Raw genomic sequence first — 15,647 nt, 5'->3', positions numbered from 1 at the left:
ATGTCAGCCACATCGCCGGCCCGTCCGGGCCGTCAGGAGATCCCATGACCGATTCCCTCCGCCGGGGCGCGCCCCTGGCTCTCGTGCTTTCCCTGCTGGCCGGCTGCGCCAGCCTGCCCCCTGATCGGGGCAAACAGGATGTCGATGCCCTGCTGGACGCCCGCGGCGTGCCGGTGGCGACTGCCCACTCGGACTCGTCAGCCGAGATCGATCGCGCGGTTTCGTCCCTACTGGCCGAGCCGCTACAGCCGGACGACGCGCTGCGGGTGGCCCTGCTGCGCAGCCCGAAGCTGCGGCGTGAATACGCGCGCCTCGGCCTGGCCTGGGCCGAGGTGTTCGAAGCCACCCGTCTGCCGAATCCCGGGTTCGGCTTTTCGCGCCAGCGTGACGAGCACGGCGGACTCAAGATCACCCGCTCGCTGTCGCTGGACCTGGCCGATCTGATGCTGCTGCCGAGTCGCAGCCGCTTGGCGCTGGCGGACTTCGAACGCGAACGGCTGAAGATCGCCGCCACGATCCTGTCTGTCGCCAGTCAGGTGGAGGCGAGCTGGTATCGCTATGTCGGTGCCCGCCAGGTGGCGGACATGCGCGCTGCCGTAGCCCGGGCGGCCGAGCTGTCGGCCGAGCTGGCCGGACGTTTCCATGCCGCCGGCAACATCAGCGAACTGCAACTGCGGCAGGAACAGGCGGTGGCCAGCCAGGCGCGGATCGTCGCCGCCCGTGCCGCGGCGCGTGCGCTGCAGCGGCGCGCCGAGCTCAATGCCGCGATGGGTTTGTCCGGCCGCGAGGCCCAGGCCTGGCAAGCCAGCGAACGCCTGCCGCTCCCGGTCGACGAGGAGGACGAGATCGAGGTGCTGCTGGCGCTGGCGCGCGAACATCGTCTGGATCTGCTGGCGGCACAGCGGGAGGCGGCCGTGCTGGGTGATGCCGAGGCGGTGGTCCGGCGCTGGCGCTGGCTGGGCGGTGCGCAGATCGGTTTCGAGCAGGAGCAGGAAACCGGCGGCGGGCGTTTGCAGGGCCCGGAAATCGGCATCGAGCTGCCACTGTTTCACCAGGGGCAGGGGCGCATCGCCCGTGCCGAGGCGCTACGTGCGCGCAGCCAGGCCGCGCTCGCCCAACTCGAGCTGGAGATCGAGGGCGAGATCCGCGCAGGCGCCGAGCGCGTCCGCGCGATGAAGGCGGTGGCCGAAGCCTACCGCGCCGCGCTGGTGCCCCAGCGCGAAGCGATCGTGGCGCGACAGCAGGAACGTTTCAATTTCATGTTGATCGGCGCCTTTGAGCTGATTCAGGCCAAGCGCGAGGAGTACGACGCCTATCAGGGCTACCTGGAGGCGATCCGCGACTACTGGCTGGCCCGTGCCGCCCTGGCCCGTGCCGTCGGTGCGCGTTTGCCGAGCGAATCGCGGGTTGGCGGGCTGACGCCTTCGGTCGAAGACCTCCTCGCGCCGTCGGACAAGGCGATGGACCACGGCAGCCACGGAAACCATGACGATCGCGACGGCCACCGCCAACACGACGGCCATGAAGGTCACGACCGTCACGACGGCCAGGCCGCACCGCCCGGCGAGGACGAAGACCATCACCACCACCATCTCGGCCATGACGGCCATCACGGAGGCCAGCGATGAAAGTTTCCCGACGCAATCTTCTGTTCGGCGCCGGCTCCGCCCTGCTCGCCCAGGCGGTTTCGGCCCTGCGCCCGGCCCATGCCATGCGCGGCGAGCATGACCAGCACTCCCCCGCCCCGCCGCGCGCCCCGCGCGACGGCCGTTACACGCCGGTGCGCACGCCCAACGGCTGGACGCTGCCGTACCGGATGAACGATGGCGTCAAGGAGTTCCATCTCGTGGCCGAGGAGATCGAGCACGAGTTCGCCCCCGGCTCCAAGGCCAAGTGCTGGGGCTACAACGGCACCACGCCCGGGCCGACCATCGAGGCAGTCGAGGGCGATCGGGTACGCATCTATGTCACCAATCGCCTGCCCGAGCCGACCAGCGTGCACTGGCACGGCCTGCTGCTGCCGAGCGGCATGGACGGAGTGGGCGGCCTGACCCAGCCGCATATCCAGCCGGGCGAGACCTACGTCTACGAGTTCACGCTGGTGCAGCACGGCACCCACATGTACCACCCGCATGCCGACGAAATGGTGCAGATGGCGATGGGCATGATGGGTTTCTTCATCATCCACCCCAAGGACGGCGAGCCCGAGCGCATCGACCGCGACTACGCCATCCTGCTGCACAACTGGGCGCTGCATCCGGGCACCTATCGGCCGGATCCGTCGGTGATGCAGGACTTCGATCTGTGGACCTTCAACAGCAAGGTGTTCCCGGCCACCGAACCGCTGGTGGCGCGTACCGGCGAGCGCGTGCGCGTGCGCATCGGCAACCTGTCGATGTGGAACCACCCGATCCACATGCACGGCGTGCAGTTCCTTGTCACCGGCGGCGACGGCGGGCGCTGGAAGCGCGAACTGTGGCGGCCGGAAGTGACCGAGATCGTCGGCGTCGGCCAGACCCGCGACCTGGAGTTCGTCGCCGTGGCCGGCGACTGGGCCTTCCACTGCCACATGGCACATCACACGATGAATGCGATGGGCCATGAGATTCCCAATCCGCTGGGTGTGAAGCAGCGCGATCTCGAGGCCGAGATCCGCAAGATCCTGCCCGGCTACATGGCGATGGGCGAGCACGGCATGGCCGAGCACCAGGACCACACCGACAGCGGCCACATGCAGGGACCGGAGAACACCCTGCCGATGATGATGGGCAACGGCCCGTTCGGGAACATCGAAATGGGGGGCATGTTCACCGTCATCAAGGTGCGCGACGACCTGGCGCCCGGTGACTTCCGCGATCCGGGCTGGTACCGCCACCCGCCCGGCACGGTGGCGCGCCGCGTCAGCGGCGATCCGGACTTCGGCAGCCCGACCCGTCGCGGCACGCCCGCCACGCCGAGCACCGATACGCTGCCGACGCCCAAGCGCGGCGGACATGAAGGCCACCATTGAACAGCGCGCATGGCCCCTCTCCCACCAAGAGAGGGGTTGGGGTGAGGGGCCGGCGGAACTGCTCGGGAGCAGATCGCATCGCCGGATCAGCACTCGCGAATGATTTCCGCAGCACGCACGCTCCGAAGTCGCTGGATTCCCGCTTTCGCGGGAATGACGATGGGAACTGAGTAACTATCGGGATACAGGAGAAAACGCAGTGAAACGTCTATTCATCGCCCTGCTCGCGCTCACGGCGCTGCTCGTCCTCGGCGTCGCCACGTTTGCGATGTCCGGTCTCTACGATGTCGCCGCCGACGTGCCGCATACGCGGCCGGTGGCGGTCCTGCTCGACACCCTGCGCGAGCGTTCGATCGCCCGACGCGCCGCCGGCATTGCGGTGCCGACCGATCTCGACGATGCCGAACGCGTGCGCCGCGGCGCCGGCAACTACGACGCGATGTGCGTCGGCTGTCACCTGCGACCGGGCCTAGACGGCACCGAGCTCAGCCGTGGCCTCTACCCTGCCCCGCCGAACCTGGCGCAGCGCGCGATCGATTCGCCCGCTGCTGCGTTCTGGGTCGTCAAGCACGGCATCAAGGCCTCGGGCATGCCCGCCTGGGGTCACGGCATGGGCGACGAGTACATCTGGGATCTGGTCGCCTTCCTGCAGGCGCTGCCGGCAATGGATGCCGATGGCTACCGCACGATCGTTGCGGCGAGCGATGGCCATGCGCATGGTGGCGGTGAGGATCACGACCACGGCGACGGACATGGCCACGATCACGGCGAGCACGATCATGGCGAGGAGGGTCACGGCGAGGAGGATGCCGGAGAGCATGGCCACGGTGCGCCCGCGACCGCTGAGGGCACGGTTCACGTTCATGCTGACGGAAGCCGCCATGTCCATGCTGCACCGGCGGAATCGGCGCCGCTGCGCGTCGCCCGCGAGTTCCGTGCCGCGCTCGCGCGTGGCGACGAGGCCACCGTGCAGACGCTGCTCGCTCCCGATGTGCTGATCTTCGAGGGCGGCGGCGTGGAACGCTCGCGCGAGGAGTACGCTTCGCACCACATGAGGGGCGACATGTCCTTCCTCAAGAGCGCCCACTACACCCTGTTGCGTCAAAGCGGCGATGCGGCCGACGACATCGCCTGGGTGGCCGGCGAGGCTGAGATCGAAGGCGCTGGCCGCAAAGGGCCGGTACGGATGCGCAGCACCGAAACCCTCGTGCTGCGGCGCACCGGCGATGACTGGCGTATCGTCCATATCCACTGGTCCGACCGACCACTGACGGACTGAGCGGAGGAGTTTCGACATGAACCTTGCGCATCGACTCCTGCCCACTCTCGCCCTCTTGTTGCCGCTGGGTCTCGCGGCCTGCGTCCAGGAGCCTGCGACTGACACCGCCGCGGCACCCGAGGCCGTCGCCGCTCCCGCGCCTTCGATCCAGGCGGCCTCGGCGCTGCCACGGCTGATCGTCCACAAGACCCCGTGGTGCGGCTGCTGCACCGCCTGGGCCGAGCAGGCCGAGGCGGCCGGCTTCGCCGTCGAGCTGCGCGACGCCGAGGATCTGAACCCGATCAAGCACGCGCTCGGCGTGCCCGCCTCACAGGCTTCCTGCCATACCGCCGAGGTCGAGGGCTACTTCGTCGAGGGGCATGTGCCCTTCGAGGACATCAAGCGCCTGCTTGCCGAGCGCCCGGCGGCACGCGGCATCGCCGTGCCGGGCATGCCGCTCGGCTCGCCGGGGATGGAGGCCGGCGTGCGCCACAGCTACAACGTCAACCTCGTCGCCGAAGATGGCTCGATCAGCGAATACGCGCATCATCCTGGTGATGCGCACTGAGGGGCCGTGAATGCACGGTCTCTCGGGCGGCCGATCCGGATCGAACTTGATGCAGATCAAGCGGATCGACCGCCTCGCCTCCTAATCTGCGCGTGATACTGGAGAGGATTATCGCCGTGAGCCTTCGAACCGTCCTGTGCCGTCGCATCGCCGTCCTGGCGCTGCTGGCCATGGTGTTCAACCAGGCCGCGTTCGCCGCGCACCTGTGCATGGAGGCGGCGCTGCAGTCGCGATCCGGCGCCGTCGCCGGAACGATGGCGGACGCGGCGACGCATGCCGACTGCGAGCGTGTCGCGGCCGGCACGCGGCAGGCGATGGACGCATGGTGCGCCGCCCACTGCGCGCACGAGACCGACAGCAACCAGCAGGCCAAGCTGCTTGGCGTACCTGCCCTGCCCCCCGCCCGCCTGCCGGTCTTCGACTGGCATCTGGCGACCGCACTCCCGTCGGGCACGCCGCCCGTCATCGACGACTCGCCGCCCATTGAGCGACGACTCGCCGTTTTCGTCTCGCTGCTGATCTAGCGGCACACACGTCATGCCGGCTCCGGCCGGCCCCGCCCGACGGCATCGCCGCATCGCTTCATGCGCGCGTCCGCCGTTGGCCGCATCACGCCATGTGTGTGCCGAACCATGCTTGCCACCCTTTTCACTCCCGCCGTTCGCGGTCTGCTCGCGCTGTGCCTGTTGGCCATGCCATGGCAGGCAATCCGCGCGCAATCCCCACTGCCGGCCACCGGCGATGCCTTGGCCGGCGACCTGCCCGCGCTGCTCGCCTATGCCGACCGACACAGTCCGCTGCTGGCCGGCGTTGGCGCCGAAACCGCCGCCGCGCGTGCGCGCATCGACAGCGCCGGCGCGCTGGACGATCCGATGCTGCGCATCGAACTCGACGATGTCGTCGGCGGTGGCCTGCGGCTGTCGCCCGCGCAGGTCAGAGGCACCCGCTACGCGCTGATGCAGGGCATCCCCTGGCACGGCAAGCGCGCCCTGCGACGGGATATCGCGAGCGCCGATGCCGAGCGCAGCGAAGCCGGCTTCCGCCGCACACGCTCGGCGCTGCATCGCGAAATCCGCATCGCCCACGCCGGCTGGGTCGAGGCTTTGGCGCGCCTGCGCGTGCTCGACGACATCGAGTCGATCCTGCGCGACGCCGAAGTGGTGGCGCGCACCCGCTACGCGGCCGGGCTGGTGCCGCAGGGCGATGTCCTGCGTGCGCAACTGGCGCTGACCGGCATCGCCGGCGAGCGACTCGAACTGGCCGCCCGCATCGATGCGGCCGAGGCGCGCCTGAACGGCCTGGTCGGCCGGCACGCCGGTGGCGCGCTGCTGGCACCGGATGACGCAGCGCCCGAAGCGCTGCCGGCACTCGACATGGCGGCACGCCGGCTCGTCGAGCGTGCGCCTGAGATCGAAGCCGCCGCCGCATTGGAGCGCGCGGCGTCCAGCCGCGATGCACTGGTACGACGCGAGCGCTGGCCCGACCTGCGGGTCGGGCTGATGGCCATGCAGCGCAGCAGCCGGATCGACGAATGGGGCCTGATGCTCGAACTCGACCTGCCGCTACGCCAGGCACGCCGGCGCGCGGACGAAGCCGAGAGTGCGGCCATGCGCGATGCCGCCCATGCCCTGCGTGAGGACGCGGTGGCACGGGCGCTGGCCGGCCTGCGCGAGGCGCACGCAGCGGCCAGCGGCGCGCGGGCGCGTGCCGAGCTGTTCGCCGGCACGCTTGAAGTGCAGGCCGAGCTGACCCTGGCCGCGAGCCTCGCCGCCTATCGCACGGGCGCGACGAACTTCCTCGACGTGATCGACGCCGCGCTGCAACTCCAGCGCGCCCGCAACGAACGCTTCGCCGCCGACGCGGACTACCGCCGCCGGCTCGCCGAGCTCCTCGACTTCCTGGGAGAAGCCTGATGCACCGCGCCATGGTTTTCTGGACGATGTTGGCCGCCGCGCTGGCCCTTGCACTGGGCGTGGCCATCGGCCGCCTCTCGGCACCGGCACATGCGCCGGCCGAAGCCGCGCGCGTGGAGGGTGAGCGCCGGGTGCTCTACTACCGCAACCCGATGGGTCTGCCCGACACCTCGCCGGTGCCGAAGAAGGACCCGATGGGCATGGACTACATCCCCGTCCACGAGGGCGAGGAAGACGACGCGGCGCAGGGCGGCATCGCCATCTCGCCCGAACGCATCCAGACCCTCGGCGTGCGCACCGAGTCCGCCGTTCTCGCCCCCTGGCAACGCAGCGTGCGCGCGGTCGGCCGGTTCGAAGCGGCCGAACCGGGGCTGGCGACGGTGACTACCAAGTTCGAAGGCTGGATCGAGCGGCTGCACGTCAACGCCGTCGGCCAGCGGGTGCGCGCCGGCGAGCCGCTGATGGCGGTGTACAGCCCCGAACTGGTGTCGGCGCAGCGCGAGTACCTGGTGGCGCTGGATGCGCGGCGCCGTCTCGCTGAGGCCGACCCGGACGCGCGGCACGGTGCGGAGGCGCTGCTCGATGCGGCCCGCCAGCGGCTACGCAACTGGGACATCCCGGCCGCGGCGATCGCACGGCTGGAACGCACCGGCGAGGTTCGGCGCACGCTGGTGTTGCCCGCGCCAGTCGATGGCGTCGTCCTGCAGCGCATGGCCACCCTGGGCATGCGGACCATGCCGGGCGAGCGGCTGTTCGAACTCGCCGATCTGTCCGAGCTGTGGTTGATGATCGACGTGTTCGAGCAGGATCTGGACGCCGCCGTGCCCGGCGCCGGGGTGGCGATCGAAGTCGCCGCCGAGCCGGGACAGCCGCGCGATGGCCGGATCGACTTCGTCTACCCGGTGCTCGACGAGGACACCCGCACCACCCGCGTGCGCGTGCGCGTCGATAACGCCGATGGGCGACTGCGCCCGGGCATGTTCGCCACCGCGACGCTGCAGGCCGGCGATGATGCGCCGACGCTGTCGGTGCCCGACTCGGCAGTGCTCGACACTGGCCTGCGCCAGCTTGTGATCGTTGCGCGGGGGAGTGGCCGCTTCGAACCGCGCGAGGTGCGTGCGGGCCGGCGCGCCGAGGGCCGCATCGAGATCCTCGACGGCTTGGCGCACGACGAGCGCGTGGTGACGCGGGCCAACTTCCTGATCGACGCCGAGAGCAACCTGCGCGCCGCCGTGACCGGTCTTGCGCCGGGCCACGCTGCCGGTGATCGACATGACGGGCATGATGGGCACGGCATGCCCCCTGCCCCGCCGGCATCCGGCCGCGATCCGCACGAAGGCCATCAAGGCCACGATGGCCACGACGCCAGCGGCGATGACGACAATGACGATGATGGCGGCGATGGCGAAGATCATCCCGCGCACCACCATGCGCACGGCCACGGGGAGCACTGACCATGCTCGACCGTCTCATCGTCTGGTCGATCAACCACGTCCTCCTGGTGCTGATGGCGACGGTGCTGGTCGTCGGCGCCGGCATCTGGGCAGTGTCGCGCACGCCGCTCGACGCCATCCCCGACCTCTCCGACATCCAGGTCATCGTCTACACCGAACTGCCCGGCCAGGCACCGCAGGTGGTGGAGGACCAGGTCACCTACCCGCTCGCCACCGCCATGCTGGCCGTGCCGAAGGCGAAGGCGGTGCGCGGCTTTTCGTTCTTCGGCGCCTCCTATGTCTACGTCATCTTCGAGGACGGCACCGACCTGTACTGGGCGCGCTCGCGCGTGCTCGAGTACCTGGGCGGCGTCGCCGGCCGCCTGCCCGCCGGTGCCAATCCCGGCCTCGGGCCGGACGCGACCTCAGTAGGCTGGGTCTACCAGTACGTGCTGCGTTCGGATCGCCACGACCTGGACGAACTGCGCGCCATCCAGGACTGGTACCTGCGCTATCAGCTCACGGCGACCGAGGGCGTGGCCGAGGTCGCCACGGTCGGCGGCTTCGTCCGCCAGTACCAGGTGGCGGTCGATCCGCAGCGGCTGCAGGCTTACGGCCTGACCGCCGGCGACGTGGCCGGCGTCGTCCGCGAAAGCAACATCGACGTGGGCGGACGCAGCCTCGAGCTGACCGAGACCGAGTACATGATCCGCGGGCGCGGCTACCTGCGCGGCATCGAGGACATCGAGCTGCTGGTGGTGAAGGCCGTCGGCGGCGTGCCGGTGCTGGTGCGCGACGTGGCCCGCGTCGAGCTGGTCGCCGACGAGCGCCGTGGCCTGGCCGACTACAACGGCGAGGGCGAGGCGGTGGGCGGCATCGTCACCGCGCGCTACGGCGCTAATGCGCTGGAGGTCATCCATAACGTCAAGCGCCGGCTCGACGAGATCGCGCCCGGCCTGCCCGAGGGCGTGCGCATCGAGGCCGTTTACGACCGCTCCGCTCTGATCCACCGTGCCATCGACAACCTCACCGTCAAGCTGGTGCAGGAATTCATCGTCGTCGCACTGGTCTGCCTGCTGTTCCTGCTGCACGTGCGCAGCGCGCTGGTGGCGATCCTGATGCTGCCGATCGGGGTACTGATGGCCTTCATCGCCATGCGCTGGCTCGGCGTCGGCGCCAACATCATGAGCCTGGGCGGCATCGCGATCGCCATCGGCGCGATGGTCGACGCGGCGATCGTCATGGTCGAGAACGCGCACAAGCACATGGAGCGCGACGCCGGCCGCAAACCGCGCCGCCAGATCATCCTCGATGCCTGTCGCGAGGTCGGGCCGGCGCTGTTCTTCAGCCTGCTGATCATCACCGTGTCGTTCCTGCCGGTGTTCGCGCTGGAGGGCCAGGAGGGACGGCTGTTCGCGCCGCTGGCCTGGACCAAGACGCTGGCGATGGCCGCCGCCGCGCTGCTGTCGGTGACGCTGGTGCCGGTGCTGATGCTGCTGTTCGTGCGCGGCCGGGTCGTTTCCGAATCCGCCAATCCGGTGAACCGGCTGCTGATCCGTGCCTATCGTCCGTTGATCGACGTGGTGCTGCGCTTTCCGCGGGCGGTGATCGGCCTGTCGCTGGCGGCGCTGGCGCTCACGCTGGTGCCGGCCGGGCGGCTCGGCAGCGAGTTCATGCCGACCCTCGACGAAGGCACGCTGTTCTACATGCCGGTCACTCTGCCCGGCCTGTCGGTGACCAAGGCCGGCGAACTGCTGCAATTGCAGAACCGGCTGATCCGCACGGTGCCCGAGGTCGAAAGCGTGTTCGGCAAGGCTGGCCGGGCCAACACGGCGACAGATCCAGCGCCGATGGAGATGTTCGAGACGGTCGTCAATCTCAAGCCGCGCGACCAGTGGCGTCCCGGCATGACACCCGAGCGACTGATCGAGGAGCTCGATCGCGCGGTCAGCCTGCCGGGCCTGTCCAACGCCTGGACGATGCCGATCAAGGCGCGCATCGACATGCTCTCCACCGGCATCCGCACGCCCATCGGCATCAAGGTGTTCGGCCCCGATCTGGACGGCATCGAGCGGCTGGCACGACAGGTTGAGGCGGCAGTCCGGAGCGTGCCGGGGACGACCAGCGTCTTCGCCGAGCGCGTGACCGGCGGCTACTACCTGACCATCGAGCCGGACCGGCTGGCGCTCGCCCGCCATGGCGTGCCGGTCGGGGCGTTGCAGGAAACCATCGCCACCGCGCTCGGCGGCGAACGGGTGACCACCACGGTCGAAGGGCGCGAACGCTACGGCGTGATCATCCGCTACCCGCGCGAGCTGCGCGACGATCCCGACAAGATCGCCCGGCTCGTGCTGGTGCCGGCGGCCGGTGACCGGCTGATACCGCTCGGCCAGCTCGCCGAGGTCCGCATCGAACAGGGGCCGCCGATGATCCGCACCGAGAACGCCCTGCTCTCGACCTATATCTACGTCGACATGCGCGGGCGCGACATCGGCGGCTATGTCGCCGACGCACAGCGCACCGTGCGGGAACAGGTGACGTTCGAGCCCGGCCATTACCTCGCCTGGAGCGGCCAGTTCGAGTACATGGAGCGCGCCAAGGCTCGTCTCGCCGTTCTCGTGCCGTTGACGCTGCTGCTGATCTTCGTGCTGCTGTACATGAACTTCGGCCGCCTGGCCGAGACCCTGATCGTGATGCTGTCGGTGCCGTTCGCCCTGATCGGCGGCATCTGGCTGATATGGGCGCTCGACTACCACCTGAGCGTCGCGGTGGCGGTCGGCTTCATCGCCCTGGCCGGCGTGGCGGCCGAAACCGGCGTGGTCATGTTGATCTATCTCGACCATGCGCTGCGCGACACGATCGCACGCTGCCGCGATGATGGCCGCGCGCCGACGCTGGCGGACCTGCATGCCGCCATCGTCCACGGCGCGGTCGAGCGGCTGCGTCCGAAGATGATGACGGCGCTGACCATCATCGTCGGCCTGCTGCCGATCATGTGGGGCACCGGCACCGGCTCGGACGTGATGCGCCGCATCGCCGCGCCGATGATCGGTGGCATGGTGTCCTCACTGGCGCTCATTCTGCTGGTCATCCCGGCGATCTACCTGCTGGTCAAGCGGCGCGGATTCCGGAGCGAGCAGGCGAATGGGTAATCGGCAATCGACGAGGCAAGGCCGCCATGCGACACGACCACTCACATCATGCGGCGAATGACGGCGCGCACGACCGGCATGCCGGCCACAGCGTGGCGATGTTCCGCGATCGCTTCTGGATCGCGCTCGCGCTGACGGTTCCGACCATGCTCTGGTCGGAGATGATCCAGCACTGGTTCGGCTACCGCGCGCCGGTCTTCCCCGGCTCCTCCTACCTCCCCGCCCTGTTCGGCAGCGCGGTCTACTGCTACGGCGGCTGGCCGTTCCTGCAAGGGGCTGTTCGGGAGCTGCGCAACCATCATGCCCGGCATGATGACGCTGATCGCGCTCGCGATCAGCGTCGCCTTCGGCTTCAGTCTCGCCGTGACGCTGGGGGCGCTGAGCATCGACCTGTGGTGGGGACTGGCGACGCTGGTGACGATCATGCTCCTGGGCCACTGGATCGAGATGCAGTCGATCGGCCAGGCGCAAGGCGCGCTCGAGGCGCTCGCCGGCTTGCTGCCCGACAAAGCGGTTCGGCTCAGGGCCGATGGCGAGAGCGAGAATGTGCCGGTAACGGCGCTCAGCGCGGGCGATCTGCTGCTGATCCGGCCCGGTGCCGGCATTCCGGCCGACGGCATCGTGTGCGAGGACCGGAGTACGGTCAACGAATCGATGATCATCGGCGAGTCGCGGCCAGTCGCGCGCGGACGACGCCGTGATCGCCGGCACGCTCAACGGTCAGGGTTCGCTCCGCGTGCGTGTGGCGCGCGTCGGCGAAGGCACCGCACTGGCCGGGATCATGCGTCTGGTGGCCCAGGCTCAGCAGTCCCGCTCCCGGGCGCAGGCTCTCGCCGACCGAGCCGCCCGCCTGCTCACCTATACGGCGATCGCGGCCGCCACGATCACGGCCCTGATCTGGGCCATGTTCGGCGCGCCATGGAACTACACCATCGAGCGGGTCGTCACGGTGCTGGTGATCGCCTGCCCGCACGCATTGGGGCTGGCCGTTCCGCTGGTCGTCGCCATCTCCACCACGCTGGGCGTCCGCCACGGGCTGCTGGTCCGCGACCGTCGCGGGCTGGAAGAGGCGCGACGGCTCGATATCGTCGTCTTCGACAAAACCGGCACGCTGACACTGGGGGAACACAGGGTGGTCGACATCGCCACCGTCGCCGGCTCCGCGGCGGACGCCGCGCTGGCGCTCGCCGCCGCCGCCGAGCGCGATGCCGAGCATCCGATCGCGCGTGCGCTCCACCTTAGCGCGACCGACAGGAAGCTCGACCTCCCCGTCGCACGGGAGTTCCAGGCGATTCCGGGTCGCGGCGTGAGCGCCGTGATCGATGGCCGGACGGTCGAAGTCGGTGGCCCGGCGCTGCTGCGCGCGAAGCGGCTGGACGTTCCCGGTGCGTTGCGCAGCGCCGAGGCGCGGGCGGCCGAAGCCGGCCGCACGGTCGTCTACCTCATCGACGATGGCGAAGTCGGCGCGCTGTTCGCGATCGCGGACGCCGTGCGACCGGAGTCCCGCGAGGCGATTCGCCGGCTGCACGCCGCCGGCATCGAAGTGGCCATGTTGACGGGCGATGCCCGGGCCGTCGCGGACAGCGTCGCCCGCGAACTCCGGATCGACACCGTGTTTGCCGAAGTGCTTCCGGAAGACAAGGCCGCAGTGATCGAGAAACTGCAGGCCCAGGGCAAGCGGATAGCGATGGTCGGCGACGGCGTGAACGATGCTCCGGCGCTGGTGACCGCGGACGTCGGCATCGCCATCGGCGCTGGTACCGATGTCGCCGTCGAGGCCGGCGATATCGTGCTCGTCCGTTCCGATCCGCGCGATGTCCCTGCGATCATCGCACTGAGTCGCGCGACCTACCGCAAGATGATCCAGAACCTGTGGTGGGCCGCCGGCTACAACCTCCTGGCCATCCCCCTCGCCGCCGGGGCGCTGGCGGCGTGGGGCGTGCTGCTGGCCCCGGCGGTAGGCGCCGTGCTGATGTCCGCCAGCACTGTCGTCGTCGCCCTGAATGCCCAGTTGTTGCGACGGACGCCGATGGAGTCGATCTGATGCGGACAACAGTGTCTTGGCACGGCCGGGCGATCCTGGCCAATGGCTGGGCGACATTCGAAGGCAGGACCGGCGACAACCGGCCGCACGCCCACCACGCCCTGCAGTTGGCCGTCGGCATGGACGGCGAGGTCGGCATCCGGATTGCCGATGACGAAGTGCGCGCGCCCGGCCTGCTGATCGGCGCCGATGTCGTCCATGTGCTCCTGCCCACGGCTGGCCGGCTGCGGCTGCTGTTCGTCGACCGCGAGTCGCAGGCCGGGCGTAGGCTGAGTGCCGGCTGCCGGCGGGGATTCCGCGTCCTCGACGCGCGCACCTGCGCCATCCTGCGCGCCCTGTGGCCGGCCGATGACAACCCCGACGCCCTGCAGCCGCTGCTGTCGGCGCTGGCCTGTCCGGTGTGCCCGCCGCGTGCGCACAGTGACAGCGCGGCGCTCGCGCGCGTGCGTGCGCTGGTCGACGCCCTCCCCCATCGCGAACGTCTGGATCTGCCGCAGGCCGCGCTGGCGGCCGAAGCGGCGCTTTCGCCGAGCCGTTTCGCGCACCTGTTCCGCGGCATGACCGGCCTGCCGCTGCGGCCGTGGCTGCGTTGGCTGCGCCTGCAGCGAGCTCTGCGCCTGGCGGCCACGGGGCGGAGCCTGACCGAGGCAGCGCATGCCGCCGGTTTCGCCGACGCCGCGCATCTGACCCGTACCGTGCGCCGCCATTTCGGCATCGCGCCTTCGACCCTCGTGAGCCTGCTCGCCCGGCGTTGAACGCATCCCGCGTGCGGACATTCAGTCGCTACGTTCAATCGCGTGGGCCGGCCCGCCGGCACAGTGGCGGTGTTGTCAACTCCACAGCTCCGCCATGCTCGCCAGCCTTATCCGTCATACAGCCTATCCGCTGGTGCTTGGCGGCAGCGCCGCCGCGATCCTGCTGTTCGTCGAACGCGCCGCAATACCGTGCCCCGGCATGGCTGCGGTCACGCTGATCGGCATCGCGGCCGTTGCCCTGCTGGAGCGTTGGCAACCGTATCAGCGCGACTGGCTGCGCGACCACACCGACGGCCTGACCGACGCCATCCACCTCGTCGTCAACCTGGGCCTGCTGTGGGCCACGGCCAGTCTGCTGCACGTCCTGCGCGACACGCTCCCTGCCCTTGCCCTGTGGCCGGCCCGATGGCCGATATGGAGCCAGGTACTGCTCGCCGGTCTGATCGTGGACGCCGGCCTGTACGCCATGCACCGCCTCAGTCATCGCGTCGAATGGCTGTGGCGGCTGCACGCCCCGCATCACAGCGCCGAGCGACTGTACTGGATGAACGGCGAACGCCGGCACCCGTTGAGTGCGGTCTGCCTGGCCGGACCGGGCATAGCCATCGCGGTCGCCCTCGGCGCGCCGCCATTGGCGATCAGCGCCTGGCTGAGCCTGCTCGCTGTGCACCTCGCCTTCCAGCATGCCAACTTGGACTACACCGTCGGCCCGCTTCGCCATGTGCTGGGCGTCGCCGAGATCCATCGCTGGCACCACAAACGCGAGTACGAGAACGCACAGGTGAACTTCGGCGAATTCTGGATGCTGTGGGACAAGCTGTTCGGCAGTTTCCACGATCGCCCGAACGGCATCGCCGCCGGCGAAGTCGGTCTGCGCGACCGCAGCTTTCCCCGCGATTACGCCGGGCAATTGCTGTGGCCGTTCCGCCCCCGCTCGGGCCTGCGCGAAGGGGAGCCCGCAGATGTCTGAGTTCGCGCGCCGGCTCCTGCGCCGCCTCGGCATCGCCATCGTCACGCGCCGGACTGCGCTGCGCATGCTCATCGCCATCGGCGGCGGCGCTATCGTGTTGGACGGATTCTTCGGCGAGCGCAGCTTGCAGCATCTGCTGATAGGCCATACGGCCCTCGGTCTGGTGCTGTTCGTCGCGCTGCTCGTCGTCGAAGCCGCCCGGCCGCCGAGGCGCGGAGCGCGACCCTGACAGGCCGGTCTTCTCGCCGGTCCACGCCGGCACGGGCTTCGCGCAGCGCGTGGAGAAACAGAAACGGGTGGCGGCAGCCGTTCCCTGGCCGTCGCCACCCGCTGGAGCTGAGAGATGCCCCCGGGAATGCACGACCCATCTCCGTGGCCGGCGTCCCCGCTCCCGAAATCGCCCGCATTCCGGAGGCGTGGAAAGCGTGCCAGCGGCGATGTCTGGCGTCCCTGGGAAGATGCCGCGTCGTGGGGTAGGAAATTTCCTACCCCGGAGTACCGGCAACAAAAAACCCGGCCGGAGCCGGGTTCTTGTCGAATTGCC

12 protein-coding genes and 1 pseudogene are annotated in these 15,647 nt (G+C 69.6%); all 13 read left to right on the top strand.

Going from position 1 to position 15,647, the window contains the following annotated elements; genetic code table 11:
* Positions 1-44 precede the first annotated feature (44 nt).
* The 13 genes and pseudogenes from HNQ58_RS04245 (at position 45) to HNQ58_RS04190 (ending at position 15,332) form a co-directional block, all read left to right on the top strand.
* The gene (locus tag HNQ58_RS04245) at positions 45-1,628 is read left to right on the top strand and encodes a TolC family protein (protein ID WP_221301137.1); all 1,584 of its coding nucleotides are present in this window, start codon (positions 45-47) and stop codon (positions 1,626-1,628) included.
* Entirely contained in the window at positions 1,625-3,010 is a 1,386-nt protein-coding gene (locus tag HNQ58_RS04240) for a multicopper oxidase family protein (protein ID WP_183947540.1), read from the top strand. The genes HNQ58_RS04245 and HNQ58_RS04240 overlap by 4 nt, the downstream gene beginning before the upstream one ends.
* 199 nt (positions 3,011-3,209) lie before the next feature.
* The gene (locus HNQ58_RS04235; RefSeq protein WP_183947539.1) at positions 3,210-4,289 is read left to right on the top strand and encodes a c-type cytochrome; all 1,080 of its coding nucleotides are present in this window, start codon (positions 3,210-3,212) and stop codon (positions 4,287-4,289) included.
* Positions 4,290-4,305: 16 nt separating this feature from the next.
* A complete protein-coding gene (locus tag HNQ58_RS04230; protein WP_183947538.1) occupies positions 4,306-4,836 on the top strand; it encodes a DUF411 domain-containing protein in 531 nt (176 codons plus the stop codon).
* A gap of 116 nt (positions 4,837-4,952) precedes the next feature.
* On the top strand, positions 4,953-5,360 hold the full coding sequence (locus tag HNQ58_RS04225; protein ID WP_183947537.1) for a hypothetical protein: 408 nt from the start codon (positions 4,953-4,955) through the stop codon (positions 5,358-5,360).
* Between the two features lie 108 nt (positions 5,361-5,468).
* The gene (locus tag HNQ58_RS04220; RefSeq protein ID WP_183947536.1) at positions 5,469-6,749 is read left to right on the top strand and encodes a TolC family protein; all 1,281 of its coding nucleotides are present in this window, start codon (positions 5,469-5,471) and stop codon (positions 6,747-6,749) included.
* Complete coding sequence (locus HNQ58_RS04215) at positions 6,749-8,203, top strand: efflux RND transporter periplasmic adaptor subunit (RefSeq protein ID WP_183947535.1); 1,455 nt, start codon at positions 6,749-6,751, stop codon at positions 8,201-8,203. The genes HNQ58_RS04220 and HNQ58_RS04215 overlap by 1 nt, the downstream gene beginning before the upstream one ends.
* A gap of 2 nt (positions 8,204-8,205) precedes the next feature.
* The gene (locus HNQ58_RS04210) at positions 8,206-11,334 is read left to right on the top strand and encodes an efflux RND transporter permease subunit (protein WP_183947534.1); all 3,129 of its coding nucleotides are present in this window, start codon (positions 8,206-8,208) and stop codon (positions 11,332-11,334) included.
* 300 nt (positions 11,335-11,634) lie between these two features.
* Positions 11,635-11,961: pseudogene (locus tag HNQ58_RS13700) on the top strand (P-type ATPase actuator domain-containing protein); the annotation flags it as partial.
* A 70-nt stretch (positions 11,962-12,031) separates the two neighbouring features.
* A complete protein-coding gene (locus HNQ58_RS04205; RefSeq protein ID WP_484573257.1) occupies positions 12,032-13,378 on the top strand; it encodes a heavy metal translocating P-type ATPase in 1,347 nt (448 codons plus the stop codon).
* Between the two features lie 11 nt (positions 13,379-13,389).
* Positions 13,390-14,133 carry a helix-turn-helix domain-containing protein gene (locus HNQ58_RS13530; RefSeq protein ID WP_183947533.1) on the top strand — a complete coding sequence of 248 codons (744 nt, stop codon included), beginning with the start codon at positions 13,390-13,392 and terminating at the stop codon, positions 14,131-14,133.
* A gap of 94 nt (positions 14,134-14,227) precedes the next feature.
* Complete coding sequence (locus HNQ58_RS04195) at positions 14,228-15,103, top strand: sterol desaturase family protein (RefSeq protein WP_183947532.1); 876 nt, start codon at positions 14,228-14,230, stop codon at positions 15,101-15,103.
* Positions 15,096-15,332 carry a hypothetical protein gene (locus HNQ58_RS04190; protein WP_183947531.1) on the top strand — a complete coding sequence of 79 codons (237 nt, stop codon included), beginning with the start codon at positions 15,096-15,098 and terminating at the stop codon, positions 15,330-15,332. The genes HNQ58_RS04195 and HNQ58_RS04190 overlap by 8 nt, the downstream gene beginning before the upstream one ends.
* Positions 15,333-15,647: the final 315 nt, after the last annotated feature.

This window comes from Rehaibacterium terrae (assembly GCF_014202935.1).
Lineage (GTDB): Bacteria > Pseudomonadota > Gammaproteobacteria > Xanthomonadales > Xanthomonadaceae > Rehaibacterium > Rehaibacterium terrae.
Note: the sequence above shows the minus strand (reverse complement) of the source record. Positions and strands in the feature narration are given on the sequence as shown.

Bases quoted from the DNA above. Each gene is read 5' to 3' on its own strand.
- HNQ58_RS04220 (WP_183947536.1), top strand. From the start codon at position 5,469: ATGCTTGCCACCCTTTTCACTCCCGCCGTTCGCGGTCTGCTCGCGCTG.
- HNQ58_RS04230 (WP_183947538.1), top strand. From the start codon at position 4,306: ATGAACCTTGCGCATCGACTCCTGCCCACTCTCGCCCTCTTGTTGCCG.
- HNQ58_RS04195 (WP_183947532.1), top strand. From the start codon at position 14,228: ATGCTCGCCAGCCTTATCCGTCATACAGCCTATCCGCTGGTGCTTGGC.
- HNQ58_RS04245 (WP_221301137.1), top strand. From the start codon at position 45: ATGACCGATTCCCTCCGCCGGGGCGCGCCCCTGGCTCTCGTGCTTTCC.
- HNQ58_RS04215 (WP_183947535.1), top strand. From the start codon at position 6,749: ATGCACCGCGCCATGGTTTTCTGGACGATGTTGGCCGCCGCGCTGGCC.
- HNQ58_RS04210 (WP_183947534.1), top strand. From the start codon at position 8,206: ATGCTCGACCGTCTCATCGTCTGGTCGATCAACCACGTCCTCCTGGTG.
- HNQ58_RS04240 (WP_183947540.1), top strand. From the start codon at position 1,625: ATGAAAGTTTCCCGACGCAATCTTCTGTTCGGCGCCGGCTCCGCCCTG.
- HNQ58_RS04190 (WP_183947531.1), top strand. From the start codon at position 15,096: ATGTCTGAGTTCGCGCGCCGGCTCCTGCGCCGCCTCGGCATCGCCATC.